Source organism: Methylobacterium sp. E-016 (assembly GCF_022829745.1).
In the GTDB taxonomy this organism is placed as follows: domain Bacteria; phylum Pseudomonadota; class Alphaproteobacteria; order Rhizobiales; family Beijerinckiaceae; genus Methylobacterium.
In genome coordinates this window covers 18,915-33,873 of record NZ_JAKSYF010000031.1, presented here as the reverse complement: position 1 = coordinate 33,873, position 14,959 = coordinate 18,915, and the positions used below count along the sequence as shown (strand labels likewise).

14 protein-coding genes are annotated in these 14,959 nt (G+C 72.6%); 10 read left to right on the top strand and 4 right to left on the bottom strand.

The annotated features are described in order from the left end of the window. Positions 1-135: 135 nt before the first annotated feature. Positions 136-459: a hypothetical protein gene (locus MKK68_RS01900; protein WP_243949989.1), complete on the bottom strand. Its 324-nt coding sequence runs from the start codon at positions 457-459 to the stop codon at positions 136-138. Positions 460-626: 167 nt separating this feature from the next. On the opposite strand from MKK68_RS01900, the gene MKK68_RS01895 reads away from it, so the two are divergent. The 6 genes from MKK68_RS01895 to MKK68_RS01870 are packed head-to-tail and all read left to right on the top strand — an operon-like array spanning position 627 to position 8,236. Next, complete coding sequence (locus MKK68_RS01895; protein WP_409567138.1) at positions 627-896, top strand: acyl carrier protein; 270 nt, start codon at positions 627-629, stop codon at positions 894-896. Beyond that, positions 893-2,101 carry an acyl-CoA dehydrogenase family protein gene (locus MKK68_RS01890; protein WP_243936699.1) on the top strand — a complete coding sequence of 403 codons (1,209 nt, stop codon included), beginning with the start codon at positions 893-895 and terminating at the stop codon, positions 2,099-2,101. Before MKK68_RS01895 ends, MKK68_RS01890 begins: the two co-directional genes overlap by 4 nt. An 8-nt stretch (positions 2,102-2,109) precedes the next feature. Then, a complete protein-coding gene (locus MKK68_RS01885) occupies positions 2,110-3,072 on the top strand; it encodes an amino acid--[acyl-carrier-protein] ligase (RefSeq protein WP_409567137.1) in 963 nt (320 codons plus the stop codon). A gap of 4 nt (positions 3,073-3,076) precedes the next feature. Next, positions 3,077-4,045, top strand: coding sequence for a DUF1839 family protein (locus MKK68_RS01880; protein ID WP_244028159.1), 969 nt, complete (start codon positions 3,077-3,079; stop codon positions 4,043-4,045). An 11-nt stretch (positions 4,046-4,056) separates the two neighbouring features. Continuing rightward, on the top strand, positions 4,057-6,504 hold the full coding sequence (locus MKK68_RS01875; protein ID WP_244028158.1) for a glycoside hydrolase family 2 protein: 2,448 nt from the start codon (positions 4,057-4,059) through the stop codon (positions 6,502-6,504). A gap of 7 nt (positions 6,505-6,511) precedes the next feature. After that, positions 6,512-8,236 carry a thioesterase gene (locus MKK68_RS01870; protein ID WP_244028156.1) on the top strand — a complete coding sequence of 575 codons (1,725 nt, stop codon included), beginning with the start codon at positions 6,512-6,514 and terminating at the stop codon, positions 8,234-8,236. 323 nt (positions 8,237-8,559) lie between these two features. Here MKK68_RS01870 and MKK68_RS01865 read toward each other — a convergent pair whose 3' ends face one another. Together MKK68_RS01865 and MKK68_RS01860 are read right to left on the bottom strand one after the other, a co-directional pair. Beyond that, a complete protein-coding gene (locus MKK68_RS01865; protein WP_244028155.1) occupies positions 8,560-9,099 on the bottom strand; it encodes an ATPase in 540 nt (179 codons plus the stop codon). A gap of 116 nt (positions 9,100-9,215) precedes the next feature. Continuing rightward, entirely contained in the window at positions 9,216-9,407 is a 192-nt protein-coding gene (locus tag MKK68_RS01860; RefSeq protein ID WP_147728732.1) for a hypothetical protein, read from the bottom strand. Positions 9,408-9,688: 281 nt separating this feature from the next. Here MKK68_RS01860 and MKK68_RS01855 point away from each other — a divergent pair, with 281 nt between their 5' ends. From MKK68_RS01855 to rimM, 4 genes are all read left to right on the top strand, one after another. Next, positions 9,689-9,904, top strand: a complete 216-nt coding sequence (locus tag MKK68_RS01855; protein WP_147844508.1) for a glutathione S-transferase — start codon at positions 9,689-9,691, stop codon at positions 9,902-9,904. Positions 9,905-9,908: 4 nt separating this feature from the next. Then, complete coding sequence (gene ffh, locus MKK68_RS01850; RefSeq protein ID WP_244028153.1) at positions 9,909-11,474, top strand: signal recognition particle protein; 1,566 nt, start codon at positions 9,909-9,911, stop codon at positions 11,472-11,474. Between the two features lie 104 nt (positions 11,475-11,578). Continuing rightward, a complete protein-coding gene (rpsP, locus tag MKK68_RS01845; protein ID WP_147728730.1) occupies positions 11,579-11,941 on the top strand; it encodes a 30S ribosomal protein S16 in 363 nt (120 codons plus the stop codon). Positions 11,942-11,952: 11 nt separating this feature from the next. Continuing rightward, positions 11,953-12,618 (top strand): ribosome maturation factor RimM, encoded by a 666-nt coding sequence (rimM, locus tag MKK68_RS01840; protein WP_243988382.1) that lies wholly within the window; start codon positions 11,953-11,955, stop codon positions 12,616-12,618. 33 nt (positions 12,619-12,651) lie between these two features. Here the strand turns inward: rimM and MKK68_RS01835 are convergent, their stop codons facing one another. Next, positions 12,652-14,958, bottom strand: a complete 2,307-nt coding sequence (locus tag MKK68_RS01835; RefSeq protein ID WP_244028151.1) for a PAS domain-containing protein — start codon at positions 14,956-14,958, stop codon at positions 12,652-12,654. Between the last annotated feature and the right edge of the window lies 1 nt (position 14,959).

Below are 14,959 nucleotides of genomic sequence, written 5' to 3'. Positions count from 1 at the left end.
CGGCAGCCTGGGCGCCGGCGACGGCGGCGAAGCCGGCGGCCGAAGCGAGCAGGGTGCTCTTCAAGAGCGTCATAGATATCTCCAAAAGCTTCGAGACCCGAGGATCGTGTGGTCGCGGGGCCGGGGCCGATCGCGTCACACCTTGTTTTGCGGCCCGCTTTTTGGTGCGGGCTCATCGGGCCCGCTTTTGCGATGCCCCCAGTGCCCGAGCACTGTGTGCGAACCGGTCCACCCGAGCAACGTCGAATCCTCCCCGAAGACCTCGTGCGACGCCGCTGTTGCATCACGGCAACGAATCGAGTGACCTTTAGCCAGCTTGCATACGGATGTAGCGATCTGGCCCGCGCAACCGACCACGGAAGCCGTCGAAACACAGATCCTGCCGGCACTTCGCACATGGATTGTGCGCAATGTCGTCAATTCGATCTGCGGCGTGCTTTCGATCGCCGCTTCGCGCATCGCCGCCTCGCCTCAGGCGAATCCTGCCTCGCGGTGCGAAGGAGCGAATACCAACTTCCAGCGCGATAGACGTCAAAGCTTTAGAATTCACCGATTATTAAGTTAACTTTATTGAAGAGTAAGAATTGACGACGACAGTCCAAGGCTTCAGGTTCGAGATGGATCAGATGGTGTTGCGTGCAATGATTTCCTCTCACGACATTCGCGAAACGCTCGGTGGAATCGAGTCCCTGTCCGGCCAAGTCGACCGGCTCTCGGACGACGACGATCTGTTCGACAAGGGCCTGTGCTCCTTCGGGTCCGTGCAGCTGATGCTCGCGCTCGAGGAGCGGTTCAACATCGAGTTCCCCGATCATCTCTTGAACCGGGCGTCGTTCGCGACGATCCGCGCGATCCGCAGCACCGTCGCGACGATCGCCCAGCCGGTGGACGCATGAGCGCGCTCGCCAAGCGGGTGCCCCCCGAACCGGTTCTCGCTCCGCCGACCTTCGCGGAGCGCATCCGCCGGGTCGCGCAGGTCGCCGCGCTCCATGCGGACGCCGTCGATCGCGAGGGGCGCTTCCCCGCGGAAGCCGTCGCCGCGCTCCGCGAGGAGCGGCTCCTCGGGATCCAGATCCCGGAGGCGTTCGGCGGCGAGGGGGCCGACATGAGCCGGCTGGCGGAGGCCTGCTTCGGCCTGGGGCAGGCCTGCGCCGCGACCGGGATGGTGTTCGCGATGCACCAGATCAAGGTCGCGAGCCTCGTCACCCATGGCGGGGAGAGCGCCTGGCACCGCGCGCTGATGCAGCGGGTGGCGGAGCGGCAGCTGCTCGTCGCCTCGGCAACCACCGAGGGCGGCATCGGCGGCGACCTGCGCAACAGCCTCTGCGCGGTCGAGGCCGAGGGCGACGCGTTCGCCTTCCGCAAGGACGCCACCGTGATCTCCTACGGCGCCCACGCCGACGTGATCCTCGCCACCGGCCGGCGCCACCCGGACGCCGCCTCCTCCGACCAGGTCCTCGTCGCGCTGACGGCGGACCAGATCACCCTGGAGCGGACCAGCCGCTGGGACACGCTCGGCATGCGCGGCACCTGCAGCGACGGCTTCCTGCTCGCCGCCCGCGACGTGCCGATCGCCCAGATCCTGCCGAAGCCCTTCGCCGAGATCGCGGCCCAGTCGATGCTGGCCTCCTCGCACCTGCTGTGGAGCAGCGTCTGGTTCGGGATCGCGAGCCATGCCGTCGACCGGGCGCGGACCTTCGTCCAGGCCGAGGCCCGCCGGCGGCCGGGCACGGTGCCGCCGGGCGCCCTGCGTCTCGCCGAGGCGACGAGCGCGCTGCAGGCGATGAAGGGGACCATCCAGGGCGGGCTGCGCCACTACGCGGAAGCCCAGGGCGCGCCCGATCTGCTCGGCTCGATCGGCTTCGCGGTGGCCTTGAACAACGTGAAGACCACCGCCTCGACCGCGGCCGTCGCCATCGTCCAGCTGGCGCTGGGGATCGTCGGCATCGCCGGCTACAAGAACGGAACCCCGTTCAGCCTCGGCCGGGCGCTGCGCGACGTGATGTCGGCGCCGCTGATGATCAGCAACGACCGTATCCACAGCAACACCGCCAACCTTCTGCTGGTGCAGAAGGGCAACGGCCAATTCCTGAGCGCGTGATGGACAGCTTGGCCACCCCGACCCTCGCCGCGCCGCTCGAGACGAGCCCGTCCCAGGCGGATGCGACGGAACCGCGCTCGTTCCTCGACCGCCTGTTCGACCGCGGCCACCTGGTGCGCACCGGGATCGACGGGCTGTACGGGCGCGGCGGCGACTTCGAGAGCGTGGTCGAGGCGCTCGACGCCCTCGTCTCGCGCCTCGGCGCGGCCGACGGCGCCGAGAGGATGCGCTTCCCGCCTGGCATGAGCCGCCCGGCCTTCGAGCGCAGCGGCTACCTCAAGGGCTTCCCCAACCTCGCCGGCACCGTGCACAGCTTCTGCGGCGACGAGGCCGCCCACGCGCGCCTCCTCGCCTGCGTCGAGGCCGGGCGGGACTGGACCCAGGACCAGGCCTGCACCGACATCGTGCTGACGCCGGCCGCCTGCTACCCGCTCTACCCGGTCGCCGCCGCGCGCGGTCCCCTGCCGGCCGGCGGCCTGCTGTTCGACCTGCAATCCTACTGCTTCCGCCACGAGCCCTCGGTCGAGCCGACCCGGATGCAGATGTTCCGCATGCGCGAGTACGTGCGCATGGGCAGCCCCGAGCAGGTGCTGGCCTTCCGGGAGGTCTGGCTCGAGCGCGGCACCGCGATGATGCGCGCCCTCGGCCTGCCGCTGGCGGTCGACCCGGCCAACGACCCGTTCTTCGGCCGCGCCGGGCGGATGCTGGCCAACAACCAGCGCATGCAGGGGCTCAAGTTCGAGCTCAACGTGCCGGTCAACAGCGAGGCCCCACCGACCGCCTGCCTGAGCTTCAACTACCACCAGGACCACTTCGGCAGCACCTGGGAGATCGGCCAGGCGGACGGCGCCGTCGCCCACACCGCCTGCGTCGGGTTCGGCCTGGAGCGGATCACGCTCGCGCTGCTGCGCCACCACGGCCTCGACCTCGCCGCCTGGCCGGCGGACGTGCGCACGCAGCTCTGGGGCTAGGACGGTGCCGGCCGCCCTCGCCCTCGACCGTGCCCCGGACGCCGCCCCCGAGCCGGCGCCCCACCCGCTCCACGCCCCGGCCCGCGCCTGGCCGGAGACGAACTGCTACGTCGACCTCTGGATCGAGCTGCTGCACGCCCGCGGGCTCGAACCGGAGGGGATGCTCGGCTTCACCCTGCGCCAGGATTTCGAGGGCGACCAGTTCACCTTCTTCAAGCCGGCGATGGCCGACATCGAGGCGCTCTACGGCCTGCGCCTGGAGGAGCTCGCCGTCTACGACGGGCTCGAGCGCCACGCGAGCGTCCAGGTCGCCCGCGGCTGCCCGGTGCTCGTCGAGGTCGACGCGATCCACCTGCCCGACACCGCCGGCACCACCTACGGGCGCGAGCACGCCAAGACGACGATCGCGATCCTCGGGCTCGACCCGCGGCGGCGCACCCTCGACTACCTGCACAATGCCGGCCGCTTCCAGCTCGCCGCCGACGACTACGACGGCATCTTCGGCCCTGCCCTACTGGCGCCCTACGCCGAGTTCGTGAAGGTGGTCGCCCCGCCCCTGCCGCCTCGCGCGCTGCGGGCGGCGGCCCGCACGCTGCTGTGCGGGCATCGCACCCGCGCCCCGCGGACGAACCCCGTGCGCGCCTTCCAGGCGGCGCTGGAGCAGACCGGCGAGGCCCTCGTGCTGCAGCCGCTCTCGGTCTTCCACCGCTACGCCTTCAACACCACACGTCAGCTCGGGGCCAACTTCGAGCTTCTCGGCAGCCACCTCGCCTGGCTCGACGCCGCGGGGCTGGCCGATCTCGCCACCGCGGCGGAGGCGGCGACGCGGCTGGCACAGGAGACCAAGGCGTTCCAGTTCCAGCTCGCCCGCGCCTTCGGCCGGCGCAACGCCGCGCCGCTGGCGGCCGCGCTCGAGCGCCCCGCCGCGAGCTACGACGCGGTCTTCTCCGCCCTCGACCGCGCCCTGCGCTGAGGGACGGCGCCGTGGCCCGCCTCCACGCCGTCGACGGCATCCCGGCCCGCACGATCGAAGGGCCGTGGTCCCTCGTGGTGACGGCGCCCGGTGCCTGCGCCGGGCCGGGCGAGGCGGCGAGCCTGCCGGGCTGGATTTCGGCGGAGGTCCCCGGCACCGCGGCCGCCGCGCTCCGTGCGGCCGGCCTCTGGTCGGAGGCCGAGCCGACGCCGCTCCACGGGGCGGACGTCTGGTACCGCACCGCGCTGACCCTGCAGGGCCGCGAATCCCTCCGCTTCGAGGGGCTGGCGACGCTCGCCGAGATCTGGGTCGACGGCGTGCTCCGCCTCGAGACGCGCTCGATGTTCCTCGCCCACGTCATCGCGGTCGAGGGGACGGGCACGGTCGAGCTCGCCCTGTGCTTCCGCGCCCTGCAGGCCGAGCTCGCCCGGCCCAACCGGCGCGGGCGCTGGCGCCCTCGCCTGGCGACGCCCGGAGCGCTGCGCCACGTCCGCACCAGCCTGCTCGGCTTCATGCCCGGCTGGTGCCCGCCGATCGACACGGTCGGCCCGTACCGGCCCGTCACCCGGACCGCGATCGGTCCCGGGCGTCCGCACGTGCTGTCGGTCGACCTGCGCGCCGCGCTCGACGGCGGCACCGGCCGCCTGCGCCTCCGCCTCGCCCTCGCCGATGCCGGAGGCTCCCGGCTGACGCTCCGCTGCGCCGGGGCAGAGGCGGTGATCGAGGCCGACGCGGCGGGCGGCTTCGCCGGCGAGGTGCTGATTCCCGAGGTCGCCTTGTGGTGGCCGCACACCCACGGCGAGCCGCGGCTCCACGCGGTCGAGGCCGAGATCGACGGCCATGTGCTGGCGCTCGGTCGCGTCGGCTTCCGTACGATCGCGCTGGAACGGCCGTTCGCCGAGGGCCTGAGCCTGACGGTCAACGGCGTGCCGGTGTTCTGCCGCGGCGCGTGCTGGACGCCGGCCGACCTCGTCGGCCATTCGGCCGAGGCGTGCCGCCCGTTGCTGGCGCTCGCGCACGAGGCCGGCATGAACATGCTGCGGGTCTCCGGCATCACGCTCTACGAATCCGACGCCTTCCATGACCTGTGCGACGAGCTCGGCATCCTGGTCTTCCAGGACCTGATGCTCGCCAACTTCGACTATCCCGTCGACGATCCGGCCTTTCGGGAGCTGCTGCTCGCCGAGATCGACGGCTTCCTCGATCGCACCCAGGCCTCGCCCTCGCTCTGCGTCCTGTGCGGCGGCAGCGAGGTCGCGCAGCAGGCGGCGATGCTCGGGTTCCCCCGCGACGCCTGGACCGGGGGCCTCGCCGACGACGTCCTCGCCGCCCGCGTCGCCCGCCTGCGGCCGGACCTCGTGGTGGTGCCGAACTCGCCCTTCGGCGGGGACCTGCCGTTCGCGACCGAGGCCGGGCTCGCCCACTATTACGGCGTCGGCGCCTACCGCCGGCCGCTGGAGGATGCGCGCCGCGCCGAGGTCGGCTTCGCCTCGGAATGCTTGGCCTTCGCCAACGTGCCCGAGGATGCGACGCTGCGGGAGGCTGACCTCCTGGACCCCGCCGGCCCGGCCTGGGCCGCGGCGATTCCGCGCGACCGCGGCGCGGATTGGGATTTCGAGCAGGTCCGCGACCACTATCTCCGGACGCTGTTCGGGCTCGACCCCGAGACCCTGCGTCGCGACGACCCGGACCGCTACCGCGCGCTCGCCCGCGCGACGAGCGCCGAGGTGATGGAGGTGGTGTTCGGCGAGTGGCGCCGGGCGCGCTCGCCCACCGCCGGCGGGCTCGTGTGGAACTTCCGCGACCTCGCCCCCGGGCTCGGATGGGGCGTCGTCGATGCGGCCGGCCGCCCGAAATCGGCGTGGTACGCCCTCAAGCGCGCCTTCCGGCCCATCCAGCTGACGATCTCGGACGAGGGCCTGAACGGCCTGCACCTCCACGTCCACAACGACGCGGCCGCGCCGCTGTCCGCAACGTTGCGGCTCGTCTTCAGCGATGCCGAGGGGCGCGTGGTGCAGCAGGCCGAGCGCGCGATCGCGTGCGATCCGCGCAGCTCGGGAACCTGGTCGAGCGCGACGCTGCTCGGGCGGTTCTTCGATGCCACCGGAAGCTACCGCTTCGGCCCCCCCGCGCACAGCCTCGCCCATGCGAGCCTGATCGGCCCGGACCGCGACGGCCTCCTCGCCGAGAGCTTCCACTTCCCGCAAGGGCGCGATCCGGCACCGCGCCCGATCGGGCTCGCCGCCGCGATCGAGGCCGGCGCGGCCGGTCCCGTCCTCCGGGTCGCGGCGGACCGCTTCGCGCTCTGCGTGCGGATCGAGACCGAGACGGACGCGCGTCCCGCCGACGACGGCTTCCATCTCGCGCCCGGCACGCGGCGGCGCATCGCCCTCGTCGGGGACGGCCGTCCGCGCGGGATCGTCCGGGCCGTCAACACAAACGAGATCGTGAGGTTCTAAAACCTTGATGATGCACGCTCCCTTGCCGCAGCGCCTGTCGCCCCTCGAAGCGGAACCGGTCGTGATCGACGGCCTGTTCGGATGGTTCAGCTCGGGCATCGGCCGGCGCGGCGTGATCCTGTGCGGTGCGACCGGCTTCGAGCAGCTCTCGGCGCATCGCCCGTGGCGGGCACTGGCCGGACGGATCGCCGCCACCGGCTGCGCGACCCTGCGCTTCGACTATCCGGGCGAGGGCGATTCGGCGGATGCGGGCGCCGGGACGCTGGCGGCGTGGCGCGATGCGATCCGCAGGGCGGTGCGCTTCCTGCGCGAGGAGGCGGGGGTGACGGAGGTCGTCCTCGTCGGCCTGCGGCTCGGGGCGACGCTGGCGGCGCTCGTGGCCGAGGAGGGCGGCGTCGACCGGCTCGTGCTGATGGCGCCGTGCCGGACCGGGCGCGGGTACCTGCGCGAGATGAAGCTTCGGGCCCCGGCGGTGAACCAGCTGTCGGACGGCACCGCGCCGGCCGAGATACCCGGTCGCCTCTCGGTCGGCGGCTTTCCGATCGGCCCGGAGCTCGCGGCCGACCTCGCGCGGATCGACCTCGCTTCGGCGACGGTCCGGCCGGCGCCCGAGATCCTGATCCTCGGCGCGGAGACCGACGCCCTCGCCAAGCGCTACGCCGCGCTCGGCGCCGCGGTGACGGCGGGCGCCCTGCCCGGCCTCGCCCAGCTCGTCGGCAACCCGCTGTTCTCGGAGGCACCCGAGGCGGCCTTCGCCGAGGTGGTCGCCTTCGCGACCGCAGGCGCCCTGCCCCGGCCGAATTCGGCGCGCGCCGTCGCGGCGCCCGCCCATCTTGCCGGAGGCGGCTGGCGGGAGGAGGCGGCCCGGTTCGGGCCGGGGCTGTTCGGCATCCACGCCCGGCCGACCGGCCCGTCGACGGGGGCGCCGACGGTCCTGTTCATCGCCGCCGGCCTCAGCGCGCATTCCGGCTGGGGCCGGCAGGCGACGCGGATGGCCCGCGTTCTCGCGGCCGAGGGCGTGCCGTCGCTGCGGATGGATCTGGCCGGGGTCGGCGACAGCGCGGATCGGCCGGGCGGCGCCTCGCCGATGTTCTCGGCCGACACCCTCGACGATTTCCGTCACGCCCTGGACCACCTCGAGGCGCAGGGCGCGAGCCGGGTCGTCCTCGTCGGCAATTGCAGCGGCGCCTACGCGGCGTTCCAGGCGGCGTGGCGCGACCGCCGGGTCGCGGGCGCGCTGCTGGCCAACCTCTACTGCTTCGACTGGCACCCGGACGACGACGTCGACGCCGTCGTGCGCCGGACGGTGGGAAGCGCCGCGACCTATGCCGCCCTGCTCCGGCGCGGCAGCACGTGGCGCCGCCTGCTCAAGGGCGAGGTCGGCATCCGGGCGATCGGCAGCGTGCTCCTGCGCCGCGGCCTGTGCATGGCCGAACGCCGGTGGAAGGCGCTGTTCCGTCCGGCGCCCGAGGGCGGCAGCGTCGCGCGCCGGATCGCGGCGATGCGCCGGCGCGGCGCGTCTCTGCGCCTCGTCTACGCGGTCGGCGATCCCGGGATCCCCGCCCTGCGCAGGCATGTCGGCCGCACGCCGGAGCGGGCCGCCCGGCGCCTCGGCGCGCCGGTCGCGATCATCGCGGGCACCGACCACAACCTCGCGACGCCCACCGCGCAGGCCGAGCTGGTCACGATCCTGCGGGACCTCGTCGCCACCGTCGTCGCGAGTCGCCCCTGACGCCCCGCCGGCCGCGCGGCCGCGGGGGGCGGCGAGACAACGCAGGCGAGGGGCTTCACAGGGCGGGTCCCACCGCCTACCTTCGGGGTCCCAGCAACGAACGAAAGGAGGTGATCCAGTGTCTCATTGTCATCAGCCGCTGTCTTCGGCTTACCGGACCTGGACCGTCGCCTCCGGCGCCTCCTTCTAAGGGCGCTCGAGCCGCACACTCGGGACAGTTTCGGCCGGACCGCGGTTCGGCAATGGAAGGGCCGCCCTCACGGGCGGCCCTTCGGCTTTTCAGGGGCACGGCGATCGCGTCGCCGTGCCGATGCGAAGCCGGTTCAGCGCTTCTGGAACAGCGGCTGCGCCAGCGCCTCGGTGCGGGCGCGCCACAGGTCGCGCTCCTCGCGCATCGCGTCGAGCTCGTCGCGGATCTGATCGCGCTCCGCCCGGAAGTGATCGCGCTCGGCGCGGATTTCCTGGAGGGCGTTCATCTCGATCTGCACGTGGTTGCGCAGCTCGCGGATCTCCTGGGCGAGCAGCGTCTGCAGCTCGCCGTGGCGGTCGGCCTCGAGCCGAAGCTTGGCCTTCAGCATCAGGTTCTCGGCCATCAGCTCCGAGACGTCCTCGGCGTCCGAGTTCGAGCGCGGGGCCTCGGCCGGCTGCTGCACGATCCGGGGCGACCAGGCCTGCTCGGCGGCGCGGGCCTCGGGGCGCGGCGCCGGGCGCGCCTCGGCATGGCGCGCCTCGACTTGGGGCTGTGCCGGGGCCTGGGCGGCGGGCGCCTGGGCCTTCATGGCGGCGAGCCAGTCGCGCAGCGGGCCCGGGGCCGGGCGTCCACCGGACTCGTAGGGTGGCAGGTTGCGGGCGGGGTCCGACATCGGCATGTCCTCAACGATCGAGGCCATTCAGCGCTGAACATGCTTAACGATCGGTAAAGGTTAACGCCGTCTCGCCGTCCGATCACGGGAATGTGGGCCGGATCCCGCCCTGCCCCTCAGCCCGCGCCCTTCTCGATCTCCTGGTCGCTCTCCTGGTCGACGTTCTGCTCGCGCTCGTCGAAGGTGTAGCCTTCGAGCCAGTCCGCGCTGTCCTGCGAGCCGGCCGGGTAGGGGTCGGCCGAGTGCGGCGCGCCCTGCTTCTTGGCCGCCCTGCCCTCTTCCACGATCTTGGCCGATACGTATGCCATGCGGGTCTCCTCCTTGGCGCCTTGGTCTTCCGAAGGTGGGAGGACCGTGCGAAAAGGCGAGCCCGGCCGTCGGCGGGGACGACGGACCGCTGCGGATCCGTCGCGAAATTGACTTTTCGCGTGAGCTTCCGTATCGCCCGGCGCATCCGACGTTCTTCGTCGACTCCGAAGCCGACCGGTCCACCGAGACCGGAGGTCAACGCCCGACAGCGCGTCCGCGCCCTCGGGCGTGCTCGGCGTTGGCGGCAGCGTCCTCACGAAGGCCGTCCTTGACCCACGCCATGACCCCATCCGCCGCCCTGCGCATCGAGGATGCCGTGAACGAGGTCTGCCCCTGGTCGGGCAAGCCGATCGCGGCCGATTCGCTGACGCTGTACAACGGCGCCGTGGTCGGCTTCTGCAATCCGGACTGCCGGGACAAGTTCGCCCGCGCGGTCGGCGCCTTCGAGGATGCGTTCCAGGCACGTCGCGCCGCCGCGTCGGGGCTGGACCAGTAGCGCCATGTTCGAGGGCCTTTCCGACCGCCTGTCCGGCATCCTCTCCGGCCTCACCCGCAGGGGTGCGCTGACCGAGGCCGACGTCACCGCCGCGATGCGCGAGGTCCGCCGCGCCCTGCTCGAGGCCGACGTGGCGCTCGAGGTGGTGCGCGGCTTCACCGACGCGGTGCGCGAGAAGGCCGTCGGCGCCGTCGTGCTGAAGTCGGTGACGCCCGGCCAGATGGTCGTGAAGATCGTCAACGACGAGCTCGTGGCGATGCTCGGCACCGATGCCGCGGTGATCGACCTGAACGCGCCCGCCCCCGTGCCGATCCTGATGGTCGGACTGCAGGGCTCGGGCAAGACCACCACGACGGCCAAGATCGCCCGACGCCTGTCGGACCGCGAGAAGCGCAAGGTGCTGCTCGCCTCGCTCGACACCCGCCGTCCGGCGGCGATGGAGCAGCTCGCCGTCCTCGCTGGCCAGGTCGGCGTCGCCTGCCTGCCGATCGTCGCCGGCCAGTCGGCGGTGCAGATCGCCAAGCGCGCGATGGATGCCGCCCGGCTCGGCGGCTTCGACGTGGTGATGCTCGACACCGCCGGCCGCACCACGGTCGACGAGGCCCTGATGCAGGAAGCCGCCGAGGTGAAGGCGGCGACGAAACCCCACGAGGTCCTGCTCGTCGCCGACGCGCTCACCGGCCAGGACGCGGTCAACACTGCCCGCGCCTTCGACCAGCGCCTCGGCGTCACCGGCATCGTGCTCACCCGCATGGACGGCGATTCGCGCGGCGGTGCGGCGCTCTCGATGCGCGCCGTCACCGGCAAGCCGATCAAGCTCGTCGGCACCGGCGAGAAGGTCGACGCGTTGGAGGAGTTCCACCCCTCCCGCGTCGCCAACCGCATCCTCGGCATGGGCGACATCGTCTCGCTCGTCGAGAAGGCGGCCGAGACCATCGATCACGAGCAGGCGCTCCGCACCGCGGAGAAGATGCGCAAGGGCAAGTTCGACCTCGACGACCTGTCGATGCAGCTCGCCCAGATGGAGAAGATGGGCGGCATCGGCGGCCTGATGGGCATGCTGCCCGGCATGGGCGCGATGAAGAAGCAGGTCGAGGGCGCCAACCTCGACGAGAAGATGTTCAAGCGCCAGCGCGCGATCATCTCCTCGATGACGGCGCAGGAGCGCAAGAACCCTGATCTCCTCAAGAACTCCCGCAAGAAGCGCATCGCGGCCGGCTCGGGCACCAAGGTCGAGGAGCTGAACAAGCTCCTGAAGATGCACCGGACCATGGCCGACATGATGAAGGCGATGGGCTCGGGCAAGCGCGGCATCGGCCAGGCGCTGGGCTCGATGTTCGGCCTCGGCGGCGGCGGGATGCCGGGCGGCATGGGCGGGGTGCCCGGGCTTCCCCCGGGGATGCCCGAGCCGACGCCGGAGCAGATCGAGGCGATGCAGAAGCAGTTCGGCGGCAAGCTGCCGCCGATGCCCCCCGGCCTCGGGGGCGGCGGCAAGATGCCGGGCCTTCCGGGTCTCGGCGCGCCGAAGATGCCGGGCCTCGGCGGCTTCCCGTTCGGGAAGAAGAAGTAGGGCGAATGGGGAGTAGCGAATAGCGAACGGGGCTTTCGGCCATCTGTTCGCTACTCACTACCCACGATTCGCCGATCGATCGAAGCAAATCAGGAGCTGAAGACATGTCCCTCAAGATCCGCCTCACCCGTGGCGGCGCCAAGAAGCGCCCGTACTACCGCATCGTCGTCGCCGACGCCCGCGCGCCCCGCGACGGCCGCTTCATCGAGAAGGTCGGCGCCTACGACCCGATGAAGGCCAAGGACGACCCGGCCCGCATCGTGCTCGAGGCCGAGAAGATCACGGCGTGGCTCGCCAAGGGCGCGCAGCCGACCGACCGCGTCCTGCGCTTCCTCGACGCCGCCGGCCTCGCCAAGCGCCCCACCCGCAACAACCCGCAGAAGGCCGAGCCGGGCGAGAAGGCCAAGGAGCGCGCCGCCAAGCGCGCCGAGAAGGCCGCCAAGCCCGCCGAGGACGCGGCCGCTTAAGGAGCCCCAGCATGCGTCGTCCCGCAGGCCCATCCCGCGGCGACGGCGCGCGCCGCGGCGCCATCGCGCCCGGCACCCAGACCTCGCCGCGGCCCAAGCCCGCGGCGAAGCCGGCTCCCGCCGCGGTCGATCCGAGCCTCGTCGTGATGGGCGAGTTCGGGCGGGCGCAGGGGCTGAACGGCGAGATCCGCCTGAAATCCTATACCGGCGACCCGCAGGCGATCGCCGGCTACGGCTCCCTCGTCGCGGCCGACGGCCGGACGTTCGAGCTGACGAGCGTGCGCCCGGCGCCCGGCTCCTCGCCCGACCTGCTGATCGCGCGGGTGCGCGGCGTCTCCGACCGGACCGGCGCGGAGGCGCTGAACCGGACCCTCCTCCACGTCCCCCGCGAGCGCCTCGGCGACCCCGATGAGGACGAGGTCTTCACCGCCGACCTCGTCGGGCTGCCGGCGATCGATGCCGCCGGCACCGTGCTCGGCACCATCGTCGCCGTGCCGAACTACGGCGGCGGCGATCTCCTCGAGATCAAGCCCGCGCAGGGTGGCGCCACCGCGCTGCTGCCCTTCACCAAGGCCTTCGTTCCCGAGCTCGACGTGGCGGCCGGGCGCGTCGTCGTCGCTCCACCGGAGGATTTCTTCGCGCCGCCCGGCCCGAAGCCCGCGGACGATCCGGGCTGAGCGGAGCCTCGGCGTGCCGGGCGGCGATCCGCCCTACGCTTCCATCAAGCCGCTGAGCGGCGCCGTGACCGTGCAGGTGACGCCGGTTTCCGGGTAGGCCAGCGCCACCGCGCCGCCGATCGCGCCGACGAGGCCGCGCTCGATCAGCCGGGTGCCGAAACCCTTGCGGCGCGGCTCGACCACCGGCGGACCGCCCTGCTCGCGCCAGAGCAGGTGGATCACCGCGCCGGGCCCCTCGCCCGCGACGTGCCAGCCCAGGGCCACGCTGCCGCCCGGCACCGAGAGCGCGCCGTACTTGACCGCGTTGGTGGCGAGCTCGTGCGCCATCAGCGCCAGCGACAGCGCCGCCTTCGGGCCGACCGCGAGGTCGGGGCCGGACAGCCGGAACCGCTGCGGCCCGCCGTCGTCGTGGATGCTCAGCGCGCCGCTGAACACCGCCTCCATCCCGGCGCTCTCGCTCTCGCCGGAGAGCAGGATGTCGTGCGCCTTGCCCATGGCCACGAGACGGGCCGACAGGGCCTCGCGCGCCGCGTCCAGATCGGTGACGTTGCGCAGGGTCTGCGTCGCGATCGCCTGGACCAGCGCCAGCGTGTTCTTCAGGCGATGGCCGAGCTCGTGGTGGAGGATGTCCTGCTGCGCCGCGGCGCGCTTGCGGTCCTCGATGTCGCTGATCGCCACCACGGCGCCGATCGTGGCGCCGGACGGGTCCTTCACCGCCTCGCCGACGATCTCGATCCAGCGGCGCGACCCGTCCGGCCGCTGGTAGTGCGCTTCCAGCTCGGCATGGTCGACCTCGCCCGCGGTGAGGCGGGCGAGCGGGTAGTCCTCCGGCGCCACCGGCGCCCCGTCCGAGCGGAAGGCGCGGTAGGCGCCGTAGCCGGCACGGTCTTCGGCGTAGAGGGTGGCGTGGCCGAGGATGCGCTCCAGGCGCGAGTTGCCGAAGACGATCCGGCCGCTCGGGGCCTCGGCCAGCAGGATGCCCACCGGCATGGTCTGGAGCACGGTGTCGAGCTGCGCCTGGTTCTGGCGCAGGCGGCGCTCGGTCTCGTTGCGCCGGGTGATGTCGAGCATCGCCCCGATCATCCGCACCGCCCGGCCCGCGCCGTCGCGGATGATGTAGCCGCGGTCGATCACCGCGGCGTAGCCGCCGTCGCCCCGCCGGAAGCGGTACTCGTCGGTCCAGGTCTCGGTCGCGCCGTCGATCGCCGCATGGATGCTGCGGGCGATCCGGTCGCGGTCCTCCGGATGGATCTGGGCGAGCCACCAGGCGCCCTGCGGCGCGACGTCGGCGAGGTCGTGGCCGTGGGCCAGCATCAGCGCCTCGTTCCACCGGACCTGGTCCGCGACGAGGTCCCAGTCCCAGATCGCGTCGGTGGTGGCCCGCGCCGCCAGGCGATAGCGCTCCTCGGTCGCCTTCAGGGCGAGGTCGGCGGATTTGTGCTCGGTGATGTCGCGGACGGTGCCGATGAAGCGGACCGCGACGCCGTCCTCGAGGATCGCCCGCCCGCGGGCGGCGATCCAGCGCTGCGCGCCGGTGTCGGCCGCGATCACCCGGTAGTCGATGTCGAGCGCGCCGGTGCCGGCCGGGTCCATGGCCGCCCGGACCGCCGCGTCCGCGCGCTCCCGGTCGTCGGGGTGCAGGCCGCCGAGATAGGTCTCGGCGTAGGTGACCGGGCCGCGGGCCGGCACGCCGAACAGGGCGCGCACCCGCGCGTCCCAGCGCAGCTCGCCGCTCGCGAGGTCGAAGTCGAAGATGCCGATGCCGGTGGCTTCGACTGCGAGCCGCAGCTGCTCCTCGGCCAGCGCGCGGGCGGCGAGCGCCTGCTCGCGGTTCTCGATCGCCCGGCGCAGCTCGAGCTGGACCATCACCTGGCGCGCGAGGGCGGCGAGCGTCGCCATCTGCCGGTCGGTCAGCCCTTCGGGGCGCGGGACGGAGTCGATGACGCAGAGCGTGCCGAGGGCGAAACCCTCCTGCGTGTGCAGCGGCGCGCCGGCATAGAACCGGATCTGCGGATCGCCCGTGACCAGGGCGTTGTCGCGGGTCCGCGGATCGCGGGTCAGGTCGGGGATCACCAGGATGCCGTCTCGGCCCAGCGCGTGCGCGCAGACCGATTGCGACAGCGGCGTCTCGCACGGGTCGAAGCCGATGCGGGCCTTGAACCATTGCCGGTCCTTGGCGACGAAGCTGACGAGCGCGGTCGGGGTCTCGCAGGCCTGCGAGGCCAGCAGGACGATGTCCTCGAAGCCGGCCTCGGCGGGCGTGTCGAGGATGTCGTAGGTGTCGAGGGCGGCGAGACGCGCGTCGTCCAGCGGGTCGTCCGGCGTCGGTGCGGCGGTCATG

Coding starts and splice junctions, on each gene's coding strand:
- MKK68_RS01865 (WP_244028155.1), bottom strand. CDS start 9,099: ATGTCGGACCCCGCCCGCAACCTGCCACCCTACGAGTCCGGTGGACGC.
- MKK68_RS01900 (WP_243949989.1), bottom strand. CDS start 459: ATGCGCGAAGCGGCGATCGAAAGCACGCCGCAGATCGAATTGACGACA.
- MKK68_RS01835 (WP_244028151.1), bottom strand. CDS start 14,958: ATGACCGCCGCACCGACGCCGGACGACCCGCTGGACGACGCGCGTCTC.
- MKK68_RS01870 (WP_244028156.1), top strand. CDS start 6,512: ATGATGCACGCTCCCTTGCCGCAGCGCCTGTCGCCCCTCGAAGCGGAA.
- MKK68_RS01890 (WP_243936699.1), top strand. CDS start 893: ATGAGCGCGCTCGCCAAGCGGGTGCCCCCCGAACCGGTTCTCGCTCCG.
- MKK68_RS01855 (WP_147844508.1), top strand. CDS start 9,689: ATGACCCCATCCGCCGCCCTGCGCATCGAGGATGCCGTGAACGAGGTC.
- MKK68_RS01860 (WP_147728732.1), bottom strand. CDS start 9,407: ATGGCATACGTATCGGCCAAGATCGTGGAAGAGGGCAGGGCGGCCAAG.
- ffh (WP_244028153.1), top strand. CDS start 9,909: ATGTTCGAGGGCCTTTCCGACCGCCTGTCCGGCATCCTCTCCGGCCTC.
- rpsP (WP_147728730.1), top strand. CDS start 11,579: ATGTCCCTCAAGATCCGCCTCACCCGTGGCGGCGCCAAGAAGCGCCCG.
- rimM (WP_243988382.1), top strand. CDS start 11,953: ATGCGTCGTCCCGCAGGCCCATCCCGCGGCGACGGCGCGCGCCGCGGC.
- MKK68_RS01895 (WP_409567138.1), top strand. CDS start 627: ATGGTGTTGCGTGCAATGATTTCCTCTCACGACATTCGCGAAACGCTC.